This is a genomic window from Scopulibacillus darangshiensis (assembly GCF_004341035.1).
Classification (GTDB): domain Bacteria; phylum Bacillota; class Bacilli; order Bacillales; family Sporolactobacillaceae; genus Scopulibacillus; species Scopulibacillus darangshiensis.
Genome location: NZ_SLXK01000067.1, coordinates 1 through 13934, shown reverse-complemented (window position 1 = coordinate 13934; position 13934 = coordinate 1). Strand labels below are relative to the sequence as shown.

15 protein-coding genes are annotated in these 13934 nt (G+C 43.4%); 7 read left to right on the top strand and 8 right to left on the bottom strand.

Annotation, left to right across the window (positions count from 1 at the left end; genetic code table 11):
- Window positions 1–181: 181 nt before the first annotated feature.
- Window positions 182–631 (bottom strand): type VII toxin-antitoxin system HepT family RNase toxin, encoded by a 450-nt coding sequence (gene hepT, locus EV207_RS22095; protein WP_132748524.1) that lies wholly within the window; start codon window positions 629–631, stop codon window positions 182–184.
- A 126-nt stretch (window positions 632–757) separates the two neighbouring features.
- Between hepT and EV207_RS22090 the strand changes: the two genes are divergently transcribed.
- Window positions 758–1066 carry a hypothetical protein gene (locus tag EV207_RS22090; protein WP_132748522.1) on the top strand — a complete coding sequence of 103 codons (309 nt, stop codon included), beginning with the start codon at window positions 758–760 and terminating at the stop codon, window positions 1064–1066.
- A gap of 18 nt (window positions 1067–1084) precedes the next feature.
- On the opposite strand, the gene EV207_RS22085 is transcribed toward EV207_RS22090, so the two are convergent.
- Window positions 1085–1387: a YutD family protein gene (locus EV207_RS22085; protein WP_132748520.1), complete on the bottom strand. Its 303-nt coding sequence runs from the start codon at window positions 1385–1387 to the stop codon at window positions 1085–1087.
- 135 nt (window positions 1388–1522) lie between these two features.
- Between EV207_RS22085 and EV207_RS22080 the strand changes: the two genes are divergently transcribed.
- Window positions 1523–2245, top strand: coding sequence for a YhcN/YlaJ family sporulation lipoprotein (locus EV207_RS22080; protein WP_132748518.1), 723 nt, complete (start codon window positions 1523–1525; stop codon window positions 2243–2245).
- Window positions 2246–2290: 45 nt separating this feature from the next.
- Complete coding sequence (locus EV207_RS22075; RefSeq protein WP_132748517.1) at window positions 2291–3286, top strand: M23 family metallopeptidase; 996 nt, start codon at window positions 2291–2293, stop codon at window positions 3284–3286.
- Between the two features lie 322 nt (window positions 3287–3608).
- Here EV207_RS22075 and yunB read toward each other — a convergent pair whose 3' ends face one another.
- The 3 genes from yunB to EV207_RS22060 form a co-directional block, all read right to left on the bottom strand.
- Window positions 3609–4442, bottom strand: a complete 834-nt coding sequence (yunB, locus tag EV207_RS22070) for a sporulation protein YunB (protein WP_165887044.1) — start codon at window positions 4440–4442, stop codon at window positions 3609–3611.
- Window positions 4443–4522: 80 nt separating this feature from the next.
- A complete protein-coding gene (locus EV207_RS22065) occupies window positions 4523–4825 on the bottom strand; it encodes a YunC family protein (RefSeq protein WP_132748513.1) in 303 nt (100 codons plus the stop codon).
- Window positions 4826–4872: 47 nt separating this feature from the next.
- Entirely contained in the window at window positions 4873–6258 is a 1386-nt protein-coding gene (locus EV207_RS22060) for a bifunctional metallophosphatase/5'-nucleotidase (protein ID WP_132748511.1), read from the bottom strand.
- Between the two features lie 124 nt (window positions 6259–6382).
- Between EV207_RS22060 and EV207_RS22055 the strand changes: the two genes are divergently transcribed.
- The 3 genes from EV207_RS22055 to EV207_RS22045 all read left to right on the top strand — a co-directional run bounded on the left by EV207_RS22055 (window position 6383) and on the right by EV207_RS22045 (window position 9063).
- Window positions 6383–7054: a response regulator transcription factor gene (locus tag EV207_RS22055; RefSeq protein WP_132748509.1), complete on the top strand. Its 672-nt coding sequence runs from the start codon at window positions 6383–6385 to the stop codon at window positions 7052–7054.
- A 2-nt stretch (window positions 7055–7056) separates the two neighbouring features.
- The gene (locus EV207_RS22050) at window positions 7057–8403 is read left to right on the top strand and encodes a HAMP domain-containing sensor histidine kinase (RefSeq protein ID WP_132748508.1); all 1347 of its coding nucleotides are present in this window, start codon (window positions 7057–7059) and stop codon (window positions 8401–8403) included.
- A gap of 78 nt (window positions 8404–8481) precedes the next feature.
- Entirely contained in the window at window positions 8482–9063 is a 582-nt protein-coding gene (locus tag EV207_RS22045) for a PepSY domain-containing protein (RefSeq protein ID WP_165887043.1), read from the top strand.
- A gap of 43 nt (window positions 9064–9106) precedes the next feature.
- Here EV207_RS22045 and nadA read toward each other — a convergent pair whose 3' ends face one another.
- The 3 genes from nadA to nadB are packed head-to-tail and all read right to left on the bottom strand — an operon-like array spanning window position 9107 to window position 12619.
- Window positions 9107–10210, bottom strand: coding sequence for a quinolinate synthase NadA (gene nadA / locus EV207_RS22040; protein ID WP_132748504.1), 1104 nt, complete (start codon window positions 10208–10210; stop codon window positions 9107–9109).
- Between the two features lie 17 nt (window positions 10211–10227).
- Window positions 10228–11085 carry a carboxylating nicotinate-nucleotide diphosphorylase gene (nadC, locus tag EV207_RS22035; protein ID WP_132748502.1) on the bottom strand — a complete coding sequence of 286 codons (858 nt, stop codon included), beginning with the start codon at window positions 11083–11085 and terminating at the stop codon, window positions 10228–10230.
- Window positions 11072–12619 (bottom strand): L-aspartate oxidase, encoded by a 1548-nt coding sequence (nadB, locus tag EV207_RS22030; RefSeq protein ID WP_132748500.1) that lies wholly within the window; start codon window positions 12617–12619, stop codon window positions 11072–11074. Before nadB ends, nadC begins: the two co-directional genes overlap by 14 nt.
- 90 nt (window positions 12620–12709) lie before the next feature.
- On the opposite strand from nadB, the gene EV207_RS22025 reads away from it, so the two are divergent.
- A complete protein-coding gene (locus EV207_RS22025) occupies window positions 12710–13843 on the top strand; it encodes an IscS subfamily cysteine desulfurase (protein WP_132748498.1) in 1134 nt (377 codons plus the stop codon).
- Window positions 13844–13934 lie beyond the last annotated feature (91 nt).

Below are 13934 nucleotides of genomic sequence, written 5' to 3'. Positions count from 1 at the left end.
AATTTATAAATTCTGATACTACAAAAAAGGAACCCTAAATTTATAAATTCTGATACTATAAAGAAAACTCGCCGATTGGCGAGCCTTTGGCGAAGACAGAGGCGCCGTTGCCCTTATGTGCGTCAGAAAGTTATACTTTCTGATTAACTAAGAAAAACCGCTTTGTAAGCGGTTTAAATGATCATTGCTGCTTTTTTGGCATGAAAGCTGAGACTGGGCCAAGTTCCTTTTCAAGATAGTCATTCACATGTTTTGGGAAACTAACCAGCTTGTCAATGTTTTCCTTCACTACTTGATAAACAGCTTCATGGTTAAGGGTGACATAATCTTGAACAAGTGATTTCCTTAATCTAATAACCTGTTTTAGCCCATCTTCATGCTCGCGGGGTACAACCTGTTCGTCGACCAGGATATCAATGATGTCTTCGTAGCTTCCGGGATCCCTCATAATAAACCCGTCAATCATTTGATTGCCGACGTCAATGACGGCTTCAATGACATTTTGCGCCACGCGCTCAAGCGCAAGCTTTTCAAGCGGTGTTGTCCAAGTATGTGTTTCTTTTAATAATCCAAGTGTTTCTGTCATGTATGCTAACATCCGTTCAATCTTTTCCCGATCAATGAAATACATGTTTTTCAACGCCTTCCCGAGAATGTTATCCTCGTCTATTTTACCAATGGTGCGCCGTCTTTGTCTAATGGCTGATATAATAATCGGCCGGGAAATGGATAACCTAATGTTAAGGAAGGTGGAAATATGGCTAAGAAAAAAGCAGAAGAATACTCGGATTTCTCCAATGTTGTCGATCAAAACCGTTTTCTTGCAGCTGAGGAATTTCCTGAGGGGTCTTATGGTGAACTCGGCAATAATAAAGAGAATGAGCCCGTGACAAACAAGGATACCCCATGGGAAGAGGGACAGAGCTTTATTAGCAATTACGCCTACGAAAGCCGTGCCTTTCATGAAAATCAGCCCCGTGAGTACCCCGAGGCTCACCAAACCCATGATAATCCAAAAAGAGAAACAGAAACGCCCTTTGAGGACGTTGATCCGGATACCCCTTAATTAAAGGGGTATTCCATTTTATGCTTGCTCTTTGGCTTCTTTTATTTTCTGCAAAACAAAATAAGCGCAGCCAAAATTGCAGTATTCATAAATATAATCCGTTAAGGCGCTAATCTTCGTATCAAAGGTTGATTTGCGATTTTGATCGTCGTAAAACCCGCGCAGCCGAAGTTGGTCATACCCCCAGTCACCAACAACAAAATCATATTTATTTAAAATATCACTATATCTCTCTTGAAAAGCATCCTCGTTCCATCCTTCACGGACGTCTTCAATTAACTCATAGGTCTGATTGTTGATTGTAATTTTGTCATTTCCCATGCTCGTCCCTCCCATCAACTATATATTCAATATTTATATCGGCAATTTATGAAGCTACATGTCAAATCAACCAACAATTACTAAGAAACAAAATGGAGAAATCGGTCATTCTAAGAGATAGGAGGCTGATTTAACATGAAAAGAACGAAGGCTATACCTGCATCCCTTTTGATCGCTTTAAGTATAACAGGATGTAAAGCACCTTTTAGTGATGAGCCGACACGCGAAAAATCACAAGATCCGATCGAGGACATCACATATAGCGGTCCGCCGCACACGACACAAAAGCTTTCAAAGGATAATCTTGACATCGGATCTTTCGGTTATGTGCATTATAAAAGAAAGCAGGGTGCGGGTAACGCTGTTCAACAACATGATATACCGAAAATTGACAACAGAGAACTGGCTGACATCATCAGCCGCTTAGAATTATCCCTGCCAAACATTTATGAGGTCGGGACCTTAGTCACCGATCAATATGTGCTTATTGGCTATCAATCGGATTTGAAGGATAAAAAGCAAGCGGCTTCACAAGTTAAGATGACTGCTTTGTCCGTTGTGCCTAATTATTATAAGGTATACATTTCAGATGCGTTTGACGCGATTGAGCGAATTTCAAGATATAAAGACTTAACTGTGCAGACACCTCGTGTCCACAAATCGTTGCAGCACATGATTAATGAAATGAAAAAATCCCCTCAAGGCAATATTACAAAAAATAATGTAAAAAACCAAGGCATGAATGAGGACAAACGAAAAAATACTAATACGAATGACCAAATTAATGCGAAGCAGAACACAGATTACGGCAATAAGACAGACCGGATTAATAATGAAATGAACCCAATGAATCAATAGCCGGGTGGTGCACCTGCACACAATCCTTTTGAAAGGAGGAGAAAGATGACAAAGGCTTGCATTAAAACTGTCTTTTTACTTTTTTTAGCTTGTCTCTTATTTCCCCATTTATCATATGGAAAAGAATCTCAGAATGCAAATCAGCCAAAAAACCGTAAAGCTCTTTATTTGAAAACAGCCGCGGTCACTGATATACCATGGTTTGTTCTGGCAGCGGCTGATCAATATGAGCGAAACATCCGTAATATGCGAAGTGATTTGCCTGATACGGATAGTCTGATCGGGATTCATATCGATCAAATCAAATGGACCGGTTTTTTGAATCCCAATCGCAAAGATATTGATCCCTTTACAATATCTCTTTTTGGCGGGTTAGGACGGGATGGCAATGGTGATGGGAAGGCGAACCCTAATGATCCGGAAGATATGTTATTTGCTTATGCTGCCCACCTATCAGAACATGGCCCAGGGATAGAAAACATAAAAATCGCCCTTTGGGATTATTACAACCGCGGAAAAACAGTCGAAATGATTGCGGAAATGGCTAACGTGTACAAAACGTTTAAGAAAGTTGATTTGTCGGGCCATTCTTTTCCGGTCCCGCTCAAATACAACTATACCTTTCATTCAACTTGGGGGGCAAGACGCGGCTGGGGGGGCCTAAGAATTCATGAAGGCACAGACATTTTCGCTGATTATGGCACCCCTGTAAAGGCGACAGCTTACGGTATTGTCGAAATGATCGGCTGGAATAAATTCGGCGGCTGGCGGCTCGGCATCCGCGACCCGCAAAATATCTATCACTACTATGCTCATCTAACCCGCTATGAGAAAGGGTTAAAGAAGGGTTCGGCTGTACAGCCTGGACAGGTTATTGGCTACGTCGGCAGTTCCGGATACGGCCCAAAGGGAACTCAAGGAAAATTCCCGCCCCACCTGCATTATGGCATGTACAAGGACAATGGCAAAACCGAATTTTCCTTTGACCCTTACCCCTATCTCAGAGCTTGGGAGAGCCAAGATCGGAATAAAAAGAAATGAAAAAAAGAGAAAGGAGACTTGGACAGAAGTTTTTACTAATAGAAAAATCCGAACTTATTCAGACATCCTATCTGAATAGCTCGGATTTTTATTTATACAGAAGAAAAAACGAAGCGCTACGTCAAAATACTTCGCTTTCCACGGGCACGGCCTCAGCCTCCTCAGAAAGCAAAAACCGCTTTCTTGCGGGGTCTTCGGACACGTGCTGTTCCCGTAGGAGTCTTTCGTATTTTGACTACGCCTCGCATTTGCAATGATACTTTTCAAACTTTATTGTTCGGCATATGAATGAACTCTTTTAGTTTTGTCCCAGCCTCCTTTTTTATTGCCCATTTTTCTTTTGATTGTTATCTTTTTTACTGTCTTTCTTTGGCAAAGGAACAGCAGGATTCATGCCGCCAGAGCTATTCCCGCCATTTTGGTAATAATCTGGGACATCGCCTCTAATAACTTGGGATTTAATCACAATGTCTTGTTCAATCGGTTTCATTTTGACGGTAAATGGAATAACAACATTGACATCAACTTTTATGTGTAATTTGATATCCACTGAAACAAAGTTTATTCCAACAAGCTTTTTTTCTATAACAGGTTCAACTAACACGCTGCCAATTAGATCTAACCGAACAGGGACAGTTGGCCCCAGATTGGTTAAGATGGCGTTGTTAGTTGCTTGACCCAAAGGGATTTCTGCAATTGTCCCTTTCGAATCTCCTTCAACCTTTGCTAAGTCTAAGCTTAGATTCTCAGCAGACAGCTCTCCTTTTTCAATCCTTCGCAGAAACCATTGAATCCGCCTTGATGTAGCATTTTGAATCCGTGTGATTTCGGCCCCGTTATATACTGCATTGGATACATCACCGTTTTGATCTTTATCTGTTATGATCAACTGATTTTTATTTGCTTGTTCAAGTGGGGTAGGTCCCAAATCTTCTTCCATATTTTTAATGGTTTGTTTACCGACGCCAAAATTAATCGCATACATGGCGACTTGCTGGGCTTGGTTTTCAGCAATCTTCATAAGCGCCGGCTCAATGCCTCTATCTATAATCCACAGCCCCCACATCGTAAATATGATAAAAAAGACCATTGCGATAACAAACACATGGCGGAAGGCTACGATGCGGCGCCGGTAGGTTTTTTTGGGTTTGAACATGAAAGAACCCCCTTCTACTGCATGTATATGCGAGCATTGGGGGTTGTAAAAGTTCTTTTTAAAAATAAAATAGAGAATCATTAAATCATTTTTAACAAAGCGTCACGGCCTGTTGTTCCTTTGTGAATGCCAAGTGTCTCAGCTTCGACCGTTACGGATTCGAGCGGCGCTTCGAGCAATTGTTCGATTGTCCTCACTCCGGTTGCCCGGCCGGCGATAATTTTACGGTCAGCAAGCTTGTCATTTAACAAGGCAACATCCAGGGCACCACACATAATGTAACCTTTATCATTGAAAACCGCCATCAGATTGGTCTTCGGCAGTTTGACAGTCACGGCGGTAAATGCCGCCCCATCAATGAAAACGGGCTCTAATTCAACCATATTCCCCCTCCTCCACTTCAGCTTATGAGGGGAAGTACCAATTGTTTCTAATGAGAATGTCTATCTTCTTTTAATTTCCATGCCAGAAGATCCCTAAGCATTTCCGGGAGATAATAATCCTTCTGCTTGGCAAGCTTGACCTCGGTAAGCAGTTTTCCAAACGTGAACATGTCAGTTGTCGCAACACTATAGATTTTACCCATATCGATCAGCTCGCCATTTATTTTAATGTCTTTGATGCATACGTCATTTTCATCCGACAGCCGGTAAGTCAGCCCGCTGAAAACGAGCTTGCCCAATACTTTTCCCCTGAAGCCAAACCCTTTAAGTTCATAGGTCTGAAAGTCTTTGGCTATCCCCTTTTCAACCATCGCCTTAATTTGCTCTCCCTTTAAAGGCACTTTGCATGGATTGATAGGATGCGGACAAATCCGATGAATGTCGGCCTTCGTCACCTCACCAGCCTCAAGGTCCTCTAATATAACCCCAGCGTTGACCATACCAATATCACCCTGACACCATTCCCTTAATGCCTCAGCCATTAAGAGCGGCAGTTCACTATCGCCGAACCACTCCGTATGCATCTGATAATCAAGTGTCGCCACAACCTTTTGAAGCTGCGTCGCACCATCCCTTGTTATGTGACTCAGAAGTTCATCCGTGTCTTGGTCCGGCTCTTGGTCTAGCGGAATGATACTGGCTTCTTTTTGTATAACCTTTTGGCTCACTTCATCATAACTTATCGCCACATGGCCAAGGTAATGGCCAAATTTTCCTGTTTGAGCAATGAGAACGGGCCCCACCCGTAAGCCATTTTCAAGTAAATGATGGGTATGAGCGCCTAAAATAACATCGATGCCTTCAATCTCCTCGGCAGCCCTTTTGTCAAACGGCAGCCCCGCGTGGGACATCAGAACAATAACATCAGCCTCTTGCCTTAGAATTTTCATGATTTCCTTGAGCTCGGTAAAAGGATCTCTTATATCCCACCCCAGCCGGCTGTAAAATGGCACAAACGGGGCCGTGACCGCCGTCATCCCAACCTTAACACCGTTTATATTGTATATCGTATAGGGATGGCACCACTCAGGGCGTTCCCCATTAAGATCATATAAGTTGGCAAGAAGGATCTTAAAGCTTCTGTCTTGATAAGCTGCCGACAGGGCATCCTTAGTTAATGTTACACCTTCATTATTGCCGATGGTTATATAGTCATAGCCCGCTTCGTTCAGCAATGTCACGTTCCCTTTTCCCATTGTACCCTCTGTGAGCGGGTTAAACCGATCCATATGGTCGCCTAAATCGAGCACAAGATAGGGATCACCATCATCAGCATGTTTTTGCCTTAACTGATTAAGGCATGTTACAAGGCTCGCCCAATGATCAAAATGACTGTGTAAATCGTTTGTATGATAAAAATGAAGCTTGATCAAAGGCAATCCCTCCAAATTAGTGAAATCCTTCTATCATTTTATCGCTATGGTTACTATACCTGTCAAGCTCTCATTATTTTTTAATATTCTTTTGTTATAGTATTAATCAAGGAGGCGCTAAAGGATGGAAACAAGGATTTTGATCATAGAAGATGAGGATAAGATTGCCCGCGTCTTAAGTTTGGAGTTAAATTATGAGGGCTACAAGACCGATACAGCAAGTGATGGCAAAACAGGGCTAGAAAAGGCATTACATTCTGAATGGGATCTCATCCTGCTTGATATCATGCTGCCTGAATTAAGCGGACTTGAAGTGCTAAGAAGGTTTCGCCAAAAAATTAAGGAGACACCGATTATTTTGCTGACCGCAAAGGATGCCGTTCCGGATAAAGTCAGCGGTCTTGATCATGGTGCAAATGATTATGTCACGAAGCCTTTTGACATTGAAGAGCTTTTGGCAAGAATACGAGCCTGTCTTCGAATAAATGAGAAGCAGGCAAAGCTTACAGTCCATAATTTATTAGTTGATTTAAAAACGAGGGATGTTTGCCGCGGCAAAACACCTATAGAATTGACCCCCCGTGAATTTGATTTGCTTATCTATTTAATGAAAAATAAAAATCAAGTGCTGACAAGAGATCAAATCCTAACAGAAGTATGGGGCTTTGATTATATGGGCGAAACGAATGTCGTAGATGTCTATATCCGCTATTTGCGAAAAAAAATTGATAAGGAACAAGAAAAGAAACTGATCCATACCTTTCGCGGCGTTGGTTACAGTCTTAAGGAAGGATAAGCATGAAAATAAGGACAAAAATTCACATTTTTTCAAGCCTAATGATTCTAACCATATTCATCATTCTGAGCCTAGTGATCTGTCTGCTCTTTTACGAACAATCCCTAAGCCAGAGGGAAAATATGTTAGAGAATCAAGCGGACGCCATTTTAAACAACTATTCGGCTTCTGAACTAACGGCAATGGATAATAGAGAGCTGTTGCCTTTTGTTCCCGATGGCGGCATGGTAAGAATCATATCATCCGATTCACATGTTTTAAGCACATCGTCTGAAGATGACGATTTTGAGAATTTACATGCCGTCTTTTCCGATGACGATGATTTTGCCATACAAAAAACCGATGGACATAAGGCACTTATTTATCATGAACCTTTTCCAGACGATGATCATCCCCATGGCATGATCGAGATTACACAAAGCTTAGAATCCTTATCTGAAAATATGTCTTTATTAATAATGATCTTAGCAGCAACAACGGTGTTAGCTATTATTTTATCATTAGTCGGCGGCGGATTGCTGACCAACCTTTTATTAAAGCCTGTCACATCAATGAGCCGGACGATGCGCGATATCCAAAAAAGCGGTGAGTTTAAAAAAATACCTCTAGAAAAGAAGTCAAAAGATGAGCTCGGCGTAATGGGCGAGACCTTTAATGCGATGATGAGTCAGTTAGAGACTAATTTCGAAAAGCAGCAGCAATTTCTTGCCGATGCTTCACATGAATTGAAAACACCGATTACAATTGTAGAAGGTTATACGAATATGCTGAAACGCTGGGGGGCAAAGAACCCCGACATTTTACAAGAGGCTATCGAAGCTATTCACCACGAATCACAAAGAATGAGGGATTTAATTCAGCAACTGCTGCTTGTTGCTAAGGACGATCTCGATCAGGGCGAGCTAAACAAGGAACGGGTCGACCTCGTAACCCTTTGTCAAAATATGGTGAAACCTTTAATTAGAAGTCACGAACGGGGAATAAACATAGCCGCCGGCAGTGACCAACTTGTTTGTACAACAGACCGCGGAAAATTGGAGCAGCTGCTTAGGATATTACTCGACAATGCCATGAAGTATAGTGATAAGGAAATTGATCTCTTTATTGATAGGCAAGATGGAATGGCGACGATAACTGTTGCGGACAGCGGCATTGGCATACCTAAAGAAGATCTTCCTCGCGTTTTCGAACGGTTTTACAGAGTCGATAAGTCAAGACAACGGAAAACCGGTGGCAGCGGCCTTGGGTTGTCAATCGCCCAGTCCATTGTGACATCCCTTGGCGGGACCATTGAAGTGGAAAGCAATATTGGAGAAGGGACACGGGTAACAATTGCTTTTCCTTGCTGATTCTCATTGAATTTTAATCTTGCTTTCATTTTCATTTCATCCTCCATGGGTATCCTTTACAAAAGAGGAGGATTCAAAATGAGATTTAACAAAAAACAGATCATAACAACAGTTACTGCAGTGGCGTTGGCAACAGGGATTGGCTCGGCTGCAATAACCGCCAATGCAGCAAATAGCCAAAGTCCCGGTCATAGCCAACATGTTGTATCAGAGCACCAGACTAAGGGTTCTGCAACGGTAAGTATGAAGGATGCCATTGCCAAAGCAAAAAAAGAGGCAAACGGAACCGTCACCGGGCTTGAGTTAGATAAAGAGGATGGTCAGTTGGCATATGAAATTGATATTCAAGGCACTACTCATTCATATGAGGTCATTATTAACGCTGACAATGGTGATATGATTAAAGTTGAAAAAGATCAACTTGATGATGACCTGCCGGCGGACGTTAAAACCAAAATCAACTTAATTGATGCGGCCGGTATTGCCTCAGAAAAAGTGAACAGCCCTGTGACCGACATCGAACTCGATCAATACAAAGGCGCCCTCACCTTTGAGGCGGAAGAACAACATAACGGCAAAGTGACCGAGATTAAGGTCGATGCCAATTCCGGAGAAATCGTCAGCCTTCACACAAAGCCAAAAGATGAGGATGATGATTAATTTTAAATGCCCCCTTGCCGAGCGGTAAGGGGGGCTGTATCCTTTAAACGGCCTGATTAAGCATGCGGTCGAGAGCTAATTTGGCGTCCCTGGCAATATCTTCATCAACTTTAATAATGTTCACTGGTTCACCTGCTTCGACCTGTTCAAGCGCCCAAACAAGATGCGGCAAATCAATCCGGTTCATGGTCAGACATGGGCACATGTTAGGGTTGAGAGATTGGACCGGTTTATCTGGAAAACGCTGTTTCAACCGGTTTACAAGGTTCATTTCCGTTCCGATTGCCCAGCGGGAACCTGCCGGAGCGCCTTCCAATTTTTTTATAATATATTGTGTCGACCCTGAAAAGTCAGCCTGTTCAACAACCTCAAGAGAACATTCAGGATGGACAAGGATATTGATGTCCGGATCTTCCATTCTGCACTCTTTGATGTTCTCCACCGTAAACTTTTCGTGAACGGAACAATGGCCCTTCCACAAGATGACTTTGGTATCCTCGCCATATCCGCCTTCAAATTCGTTCTTAATCGGATTCCAGATGGTCATACTGCTTAGAGGCAACCCCATTTTAACCCCCGTATTCCGTCCCAAATGCTGATCAGGTAAAAACAGCACCCGCTTCTTTTGGGTAAAGGCCCACTCAAGCATGGCATCTGCATTAGAGGATGTCACCGTTGCCCCGCCGTGCTTGCCGCAGAAAGCTTTGATTGCGGCGGTAGAATTCACGTATGTCATTGGCAAAATTGTGTCTCCGAACACCGCTTGCAGCTCGCCCCAAGCCCGCTCCAACTGATGAATATCCGCCATATCCGCCATTGAGCACCCTGCCCGAAGATCGGGTAAAATAACCTTTTGGTGCTCATCTGTCAAAATATCAGCTGTTTCTGCCATGAAATGAACACCGCAGAAGACGACATACTCGGCTTCTTTATTCTTTGCTGAAAGCTTGGCGAGAGCCAATGAATCACCGGAATCATCGGCAAACTGAATCACCTCATCCTTTTGGTAGTGGTGACCCGGAATGTAAAGACTTGCGCCTAGCCGTTCCTTGACATCTTTGGCTCTTTGGATAAGCTCTTCGTTTGGAATTGAATAAAATGACTCAGGCATGCCCTGTTCTTTAGATAACAAATCTAATACGTTCATCGCTTTATCCTCCTTTATTAATGCAGTGCTGGACCTGTCAGCACTTTGCCGATATTAAAACTAATATCCATAGCTGTGAAAGAGTGTGTCAGGCATCCCAGGGAAATATAATCTACACCTGTTGATCCATAGTCACCGATCGTCGCAAGATTAATGCCGCCTGATGCTTCGGTTATGATTGAATCCGGTACAAGCTTGATCAACTCTTTAATATCCTCGGGTCCGCAATTATCGAACATAATGATATCTGCCCCTGCTTGAACAGCTTCAATGACCTCATCTGCCCCAGTCGTTTCCACTTCAATTTTGACTGTGTGGCCAAGCTGGGAACGCGCCCTGTCAACTGCTAAAGTAATGCTGCCGGCATGGGCAATGTGGTTATCCTTTATCATCACCGAATCATATAACCCTCTTCTATGGTTGAAACCGCCGCCGCAAGTCACGGCATATTTTTCAAACATCCTTAACCCCGGCGTCGTTTTTCTTGTATCACAAATTTTTGTTGTATTGCTGTTTAACCTTCTTACCGCTCCATCAGTTATTGTTGCGATCCCGCTCATTCTTTGCAACAGATTCAACAGTACCCGTTCAGCACTCAATAGCTTTTGCACCGGTCCTTTTACAAAGAAAATATCCTCACCGGCACTGACTGGGTCGCCATCCTTAACATAGGCTTCAAACGTGATGCCTTCCCCCATAAGCCCATAGCCTTCCTTTAAAATTTCAATCCCTGAAATGACACCCGGAGACTTTACTGTATATGTTCCTGATGTCATATCATGAGGATGAAAGATCGTTTCACTCGTCAGATCGCCGTCACCAAAGTCCTCATTGAAGAACTGCTGTAGACATTCTTTTATCTTAAAATTGTTCAACTCTCACACGCTCCCTAATGATGCGTTTCTTATACCATGCAGCTTCCTCATTTGGACAGTCTGTGCGGTAATGGCCGCCGCGGCTTTCCATCCGTTCTAGTGCTGACGTTGCAATCAGCTGGGAAACTGTCAGCATATTCAAGGTTTCCATCTCGCGTTTTGATAAATATAAATGTGTTAAAGCCTCATTGCCATCCGTCTGTTCTTGAAGCCAATTTAACGCATTTCTAAGTGATGCATCGTTCCTTATGATGCCGACATGCTGAAACATGATTTGCTGTAAGACTTCCCTCTCAGGCAAGATCAATTGTTTATTTGTCAAAACCGGCTCGGGCAAATCTGTTTTAAATAACGGTTTCTGATCCGCCAATATTTGTTCCGCCATGTTCACGGCAAACGTGATGGCCTCCAATAACGAGTGGCTTGCGATTCGGTTTGCGCCATGAACACCGGTGCAGGCTGCTTCACCGCATGCATACAGTCCAGTGATATTCGTTCTTCCATATAAATCTGTAACGATGCCGCCCATGGAAAAATGAGCACCTGGTGAGACGGGAACCCTTCCTTCGGCTAAATCAACATTCGCTTGCAGGCATAACCGTGTAATGGTTGGAAAGCGCACTTCAAAATCGGACACCTTGGTGATATCCAAAAACAATGCTTCAGCCCGCCCCGATGTTTTTGCCTCAAAAAGTGTCCTTGCCACGATATCTCTAGGCGCCAGATCCTCTTGTGGATGGACACCTTTCATCATTCGTTCCCCGTCCTGGTTGATTAACACAGCGCCTTCACCTCGGACTGCCTCAGATACAAGGCCAAACGACTGATTATTTTTTACAAGTAAAGTGGGATGGAATTGGACGAATTCCATGTCGGCTAAGCTCGCGCCAGCGCGATAAGCCATGGCTAGACCATCACCTGTTACATTAGGATGATTTGATGACGGCTCATACACGTGACCTATTCCACCCGTGGCTACAATGGTTTGATGAGCTTGATAAAGAACCGGCTCGCTATTTTCATTTCTTGCCCATAGTCCGGAGCAATGTCCATTCTCCACTAGCAAATCCATGGCCTGTGTATTTTCGTGGATAGTCACTCTCCCTTCCAGATAACCCTTCACATGGAGTGCGAGTGCTTTTCCCGTTGCATCGCCTCCCGCATGGAGAATTCTGTGCCGACGATGACCGCCTTCTCTTGCCAGTCTGACTTCACCTGCTACATCCAAATCAAAAACCATTCCTCTATCTATTAATCCCTGGATTGTTTTCCTGCTTCCCTTAACGAGACATTCGGTTGCATGTTCATCATTATGGTCATGACCAGCACGCAAGGCATCCTCCAGATGACTTCTCCAATCATCTTCATCAGAATATGTCGCTGCGATGCCTCCCTGTGCCAGAAAAGAATTACTGCTTTGCCAAGCAGACTTTGTGATGATTATCACATTCTTATCGTCGCCCAATTGATCGGCTGCGACAAGTGCTGCCAAGCCACTGCCGACAATGATGACATCAGCATGATATCTTTCCATCCTCATCACCTGAATATATATATGTCTTGACACCTATCTTTACATATTATTAAACTATTGGCAAGACCAAAATCTTGGGAGCTGGAAAAAATGATTTATTTGGATTATGCTGCAACAACACCTGTTTCTGATCATGCACTGAAAGTATTTCATGACGTATCTAAAAGGTTTTTTGCTAATACGATGAGTCTTCACAATGCCGGAACTGATGCCGCAGATCTTTTGGAAGTGTGCAGAGGGCAGCTGGCCGAATTAATTCATGGGAAAAAAGAGGGTGTTTATTTTACCTCAGGCGGCTCAGAGAGCAACCAGTTGGCTATCGAGGGTTTGGCCAAAGCTCATCAGCATAAGGGCAAACACATTGTTGCTTCTCCTGGTGAGCATGCCTCGGTCCTAAACACCCTGGAAAGGTTAGAAAATGCAGGATACAAGGTCAGTTATTTGCCGCTTGATGAAAATGGCAAGGTTACTTTGCAAGCATTGGAAGATGCGATTCGCGAGGATACCATTTTAGCTGCAGTCGGTCATGTCAACAGCGAAATTGGCACGATCCAAGATATTGAGGCGATTGCTCCTTACCTTCATGATCGCGGGGTTTTGTTTCATTGTGATGCCGTTCAATCTTTTGGCAAACTTGATATCGATGTCGTTACTTTGAAGATATCAAGCCTGTCCATCTCTTCACATAAAATTTATGGACCTAAGGGTGTGGGCGCATGTTATATTGATCCGGAGATACCTTTGGAATGTAACCTTCCTAATGGCACACACGAAAGAGGCTTCCGTCAAGGGACTGTTAATTTGCCGGGGATTGCAAGTTTTGTTACTGCAGCGATGGATATCTGTCGGGGAAGACTTGAAGAAAACAACCGGATTGCCGGGTTGCGAGAAACTTTCATATTAGGGTTAAAAAAAGCCTCAATGCCTATTGAAATTGAAAGTGCGATTGATCACACCATCCCTCACACATTGGCCTTAAGCGTTAAAGGTATTGAAGGGCAATATGTCATGCTTGAATGTAATCGTATGGGTGTCGCCATCTCGACCGGAACGGCATGCAAGGTCGGACAGAGTGCCCCATCCAAGACAATGCTTGCGATGGGACGATCCGAAGATGAAGCCCGGGAACTAGTCAGACTATCGTTTGGTAAGGAAACAACTAGGGAAGATGTTGAAAGAGCTATTGAAGTTTTAAAAAAGATCATTACAGAAAATCAGACATAAGAAAAACCGGGCAAAAAGCGCCCGGTCCTTTTTTGGCTAGAGAATATCCGATAGTTTATATTCCTGACCATGTACCCCTTTATAATACTCA

Excerpts from the sequence above, each read along its gene's own strand:
- hepT (WP_132748524.1), bottom strand. The coding sequence starts at position 631 with ATGTATTTCATTGATCGGGAAAAGATTGAACGGATGTTAGCATACATG.
- yunB (WP_165887044.1), bottom strand. The coding sequence starts at position 4,442 with ATGTTCAAACCCAAAAAAACCTACCGGCGCCGCATCGTAGCCTTCCGC.
- EV207_RS22050 (WP_132748508.1), top strand. The coding sequence starts at position 7,057 with ATGAAAATAAGGACAAAAATTCACATTTTTTCAAGCCTAATGATTCTA.
- EV207_RS22085 (WP_132748520.1), bottom strand. The coding sequence starts at position 1,387 with ATGGGAAATGACAAAATTACAATCAACAATCAGACCTATGAGTTAATT.
- nadA (WP_132748504.1), bottom strand. The coding sequence starts at position 10,210 with ATGAACGTATTAGATTTGTTATCTAAAGAACAGGGCATGCCTGAGTCA.
- EV207_RS22080 (WP_132748518.1), top strand. The coding sequence starts at position 1,523 with ATGAAAAGAACGAAGGCTATACCTGCATCCCTTTTGATCGCTTTAAGT.
- EV207_RS22025 (WP_132748498.1), top strand. The coding sequence starts at position 12,710 with ATGATTTATTTGGATTATGCTGCAACAACACCTGTTTCTGATCATGCA.
- EV207_RS22075 (WP_132748517.1), top strand. The coding sequence starts at position 2,291 with ATGACAAAGGCTTGCATTAAAACTGTCTTTTTACTTTTTTTAGCTTGT.
- EV207_RS22055 (WP_132748509.1), top strand. The coding sequence starts at position 6,383 with ATGGAAACAAGGATTTTGATCATAGAAGATGAGGATAAGATTGCCCGC.
- EV207_RS22090 (WP_132748522.1), top strand. The coding sequence starts at position 758 with ATGGCTAAGAAAAAAGCAGAAGAATACTCGGATTTCTCCAATGTTGTC.
- EV207_RS22065 (WP_132748513.1), bottom strand. The coding sequence starts at position 4,825 with ATGGTTGAATTAGAGCCCGTTTTCATTGATGGGGCGGCATTTACCGCC.
- nadB (WP_132748500.1), bottom strand. The coding sequence starts at position 12,619 with ATGGAAAGATATCATGCTGATGTCATCATTGTCGGCAGTGGCTTGGCA.
- EV207_RS22045 (WP_165887043.1), top strand. The coding sequence starts at position 8,482 with ATGAGATTTAACAAAAAACAGATCATAACAACAGTTACTGCAGTGGCG.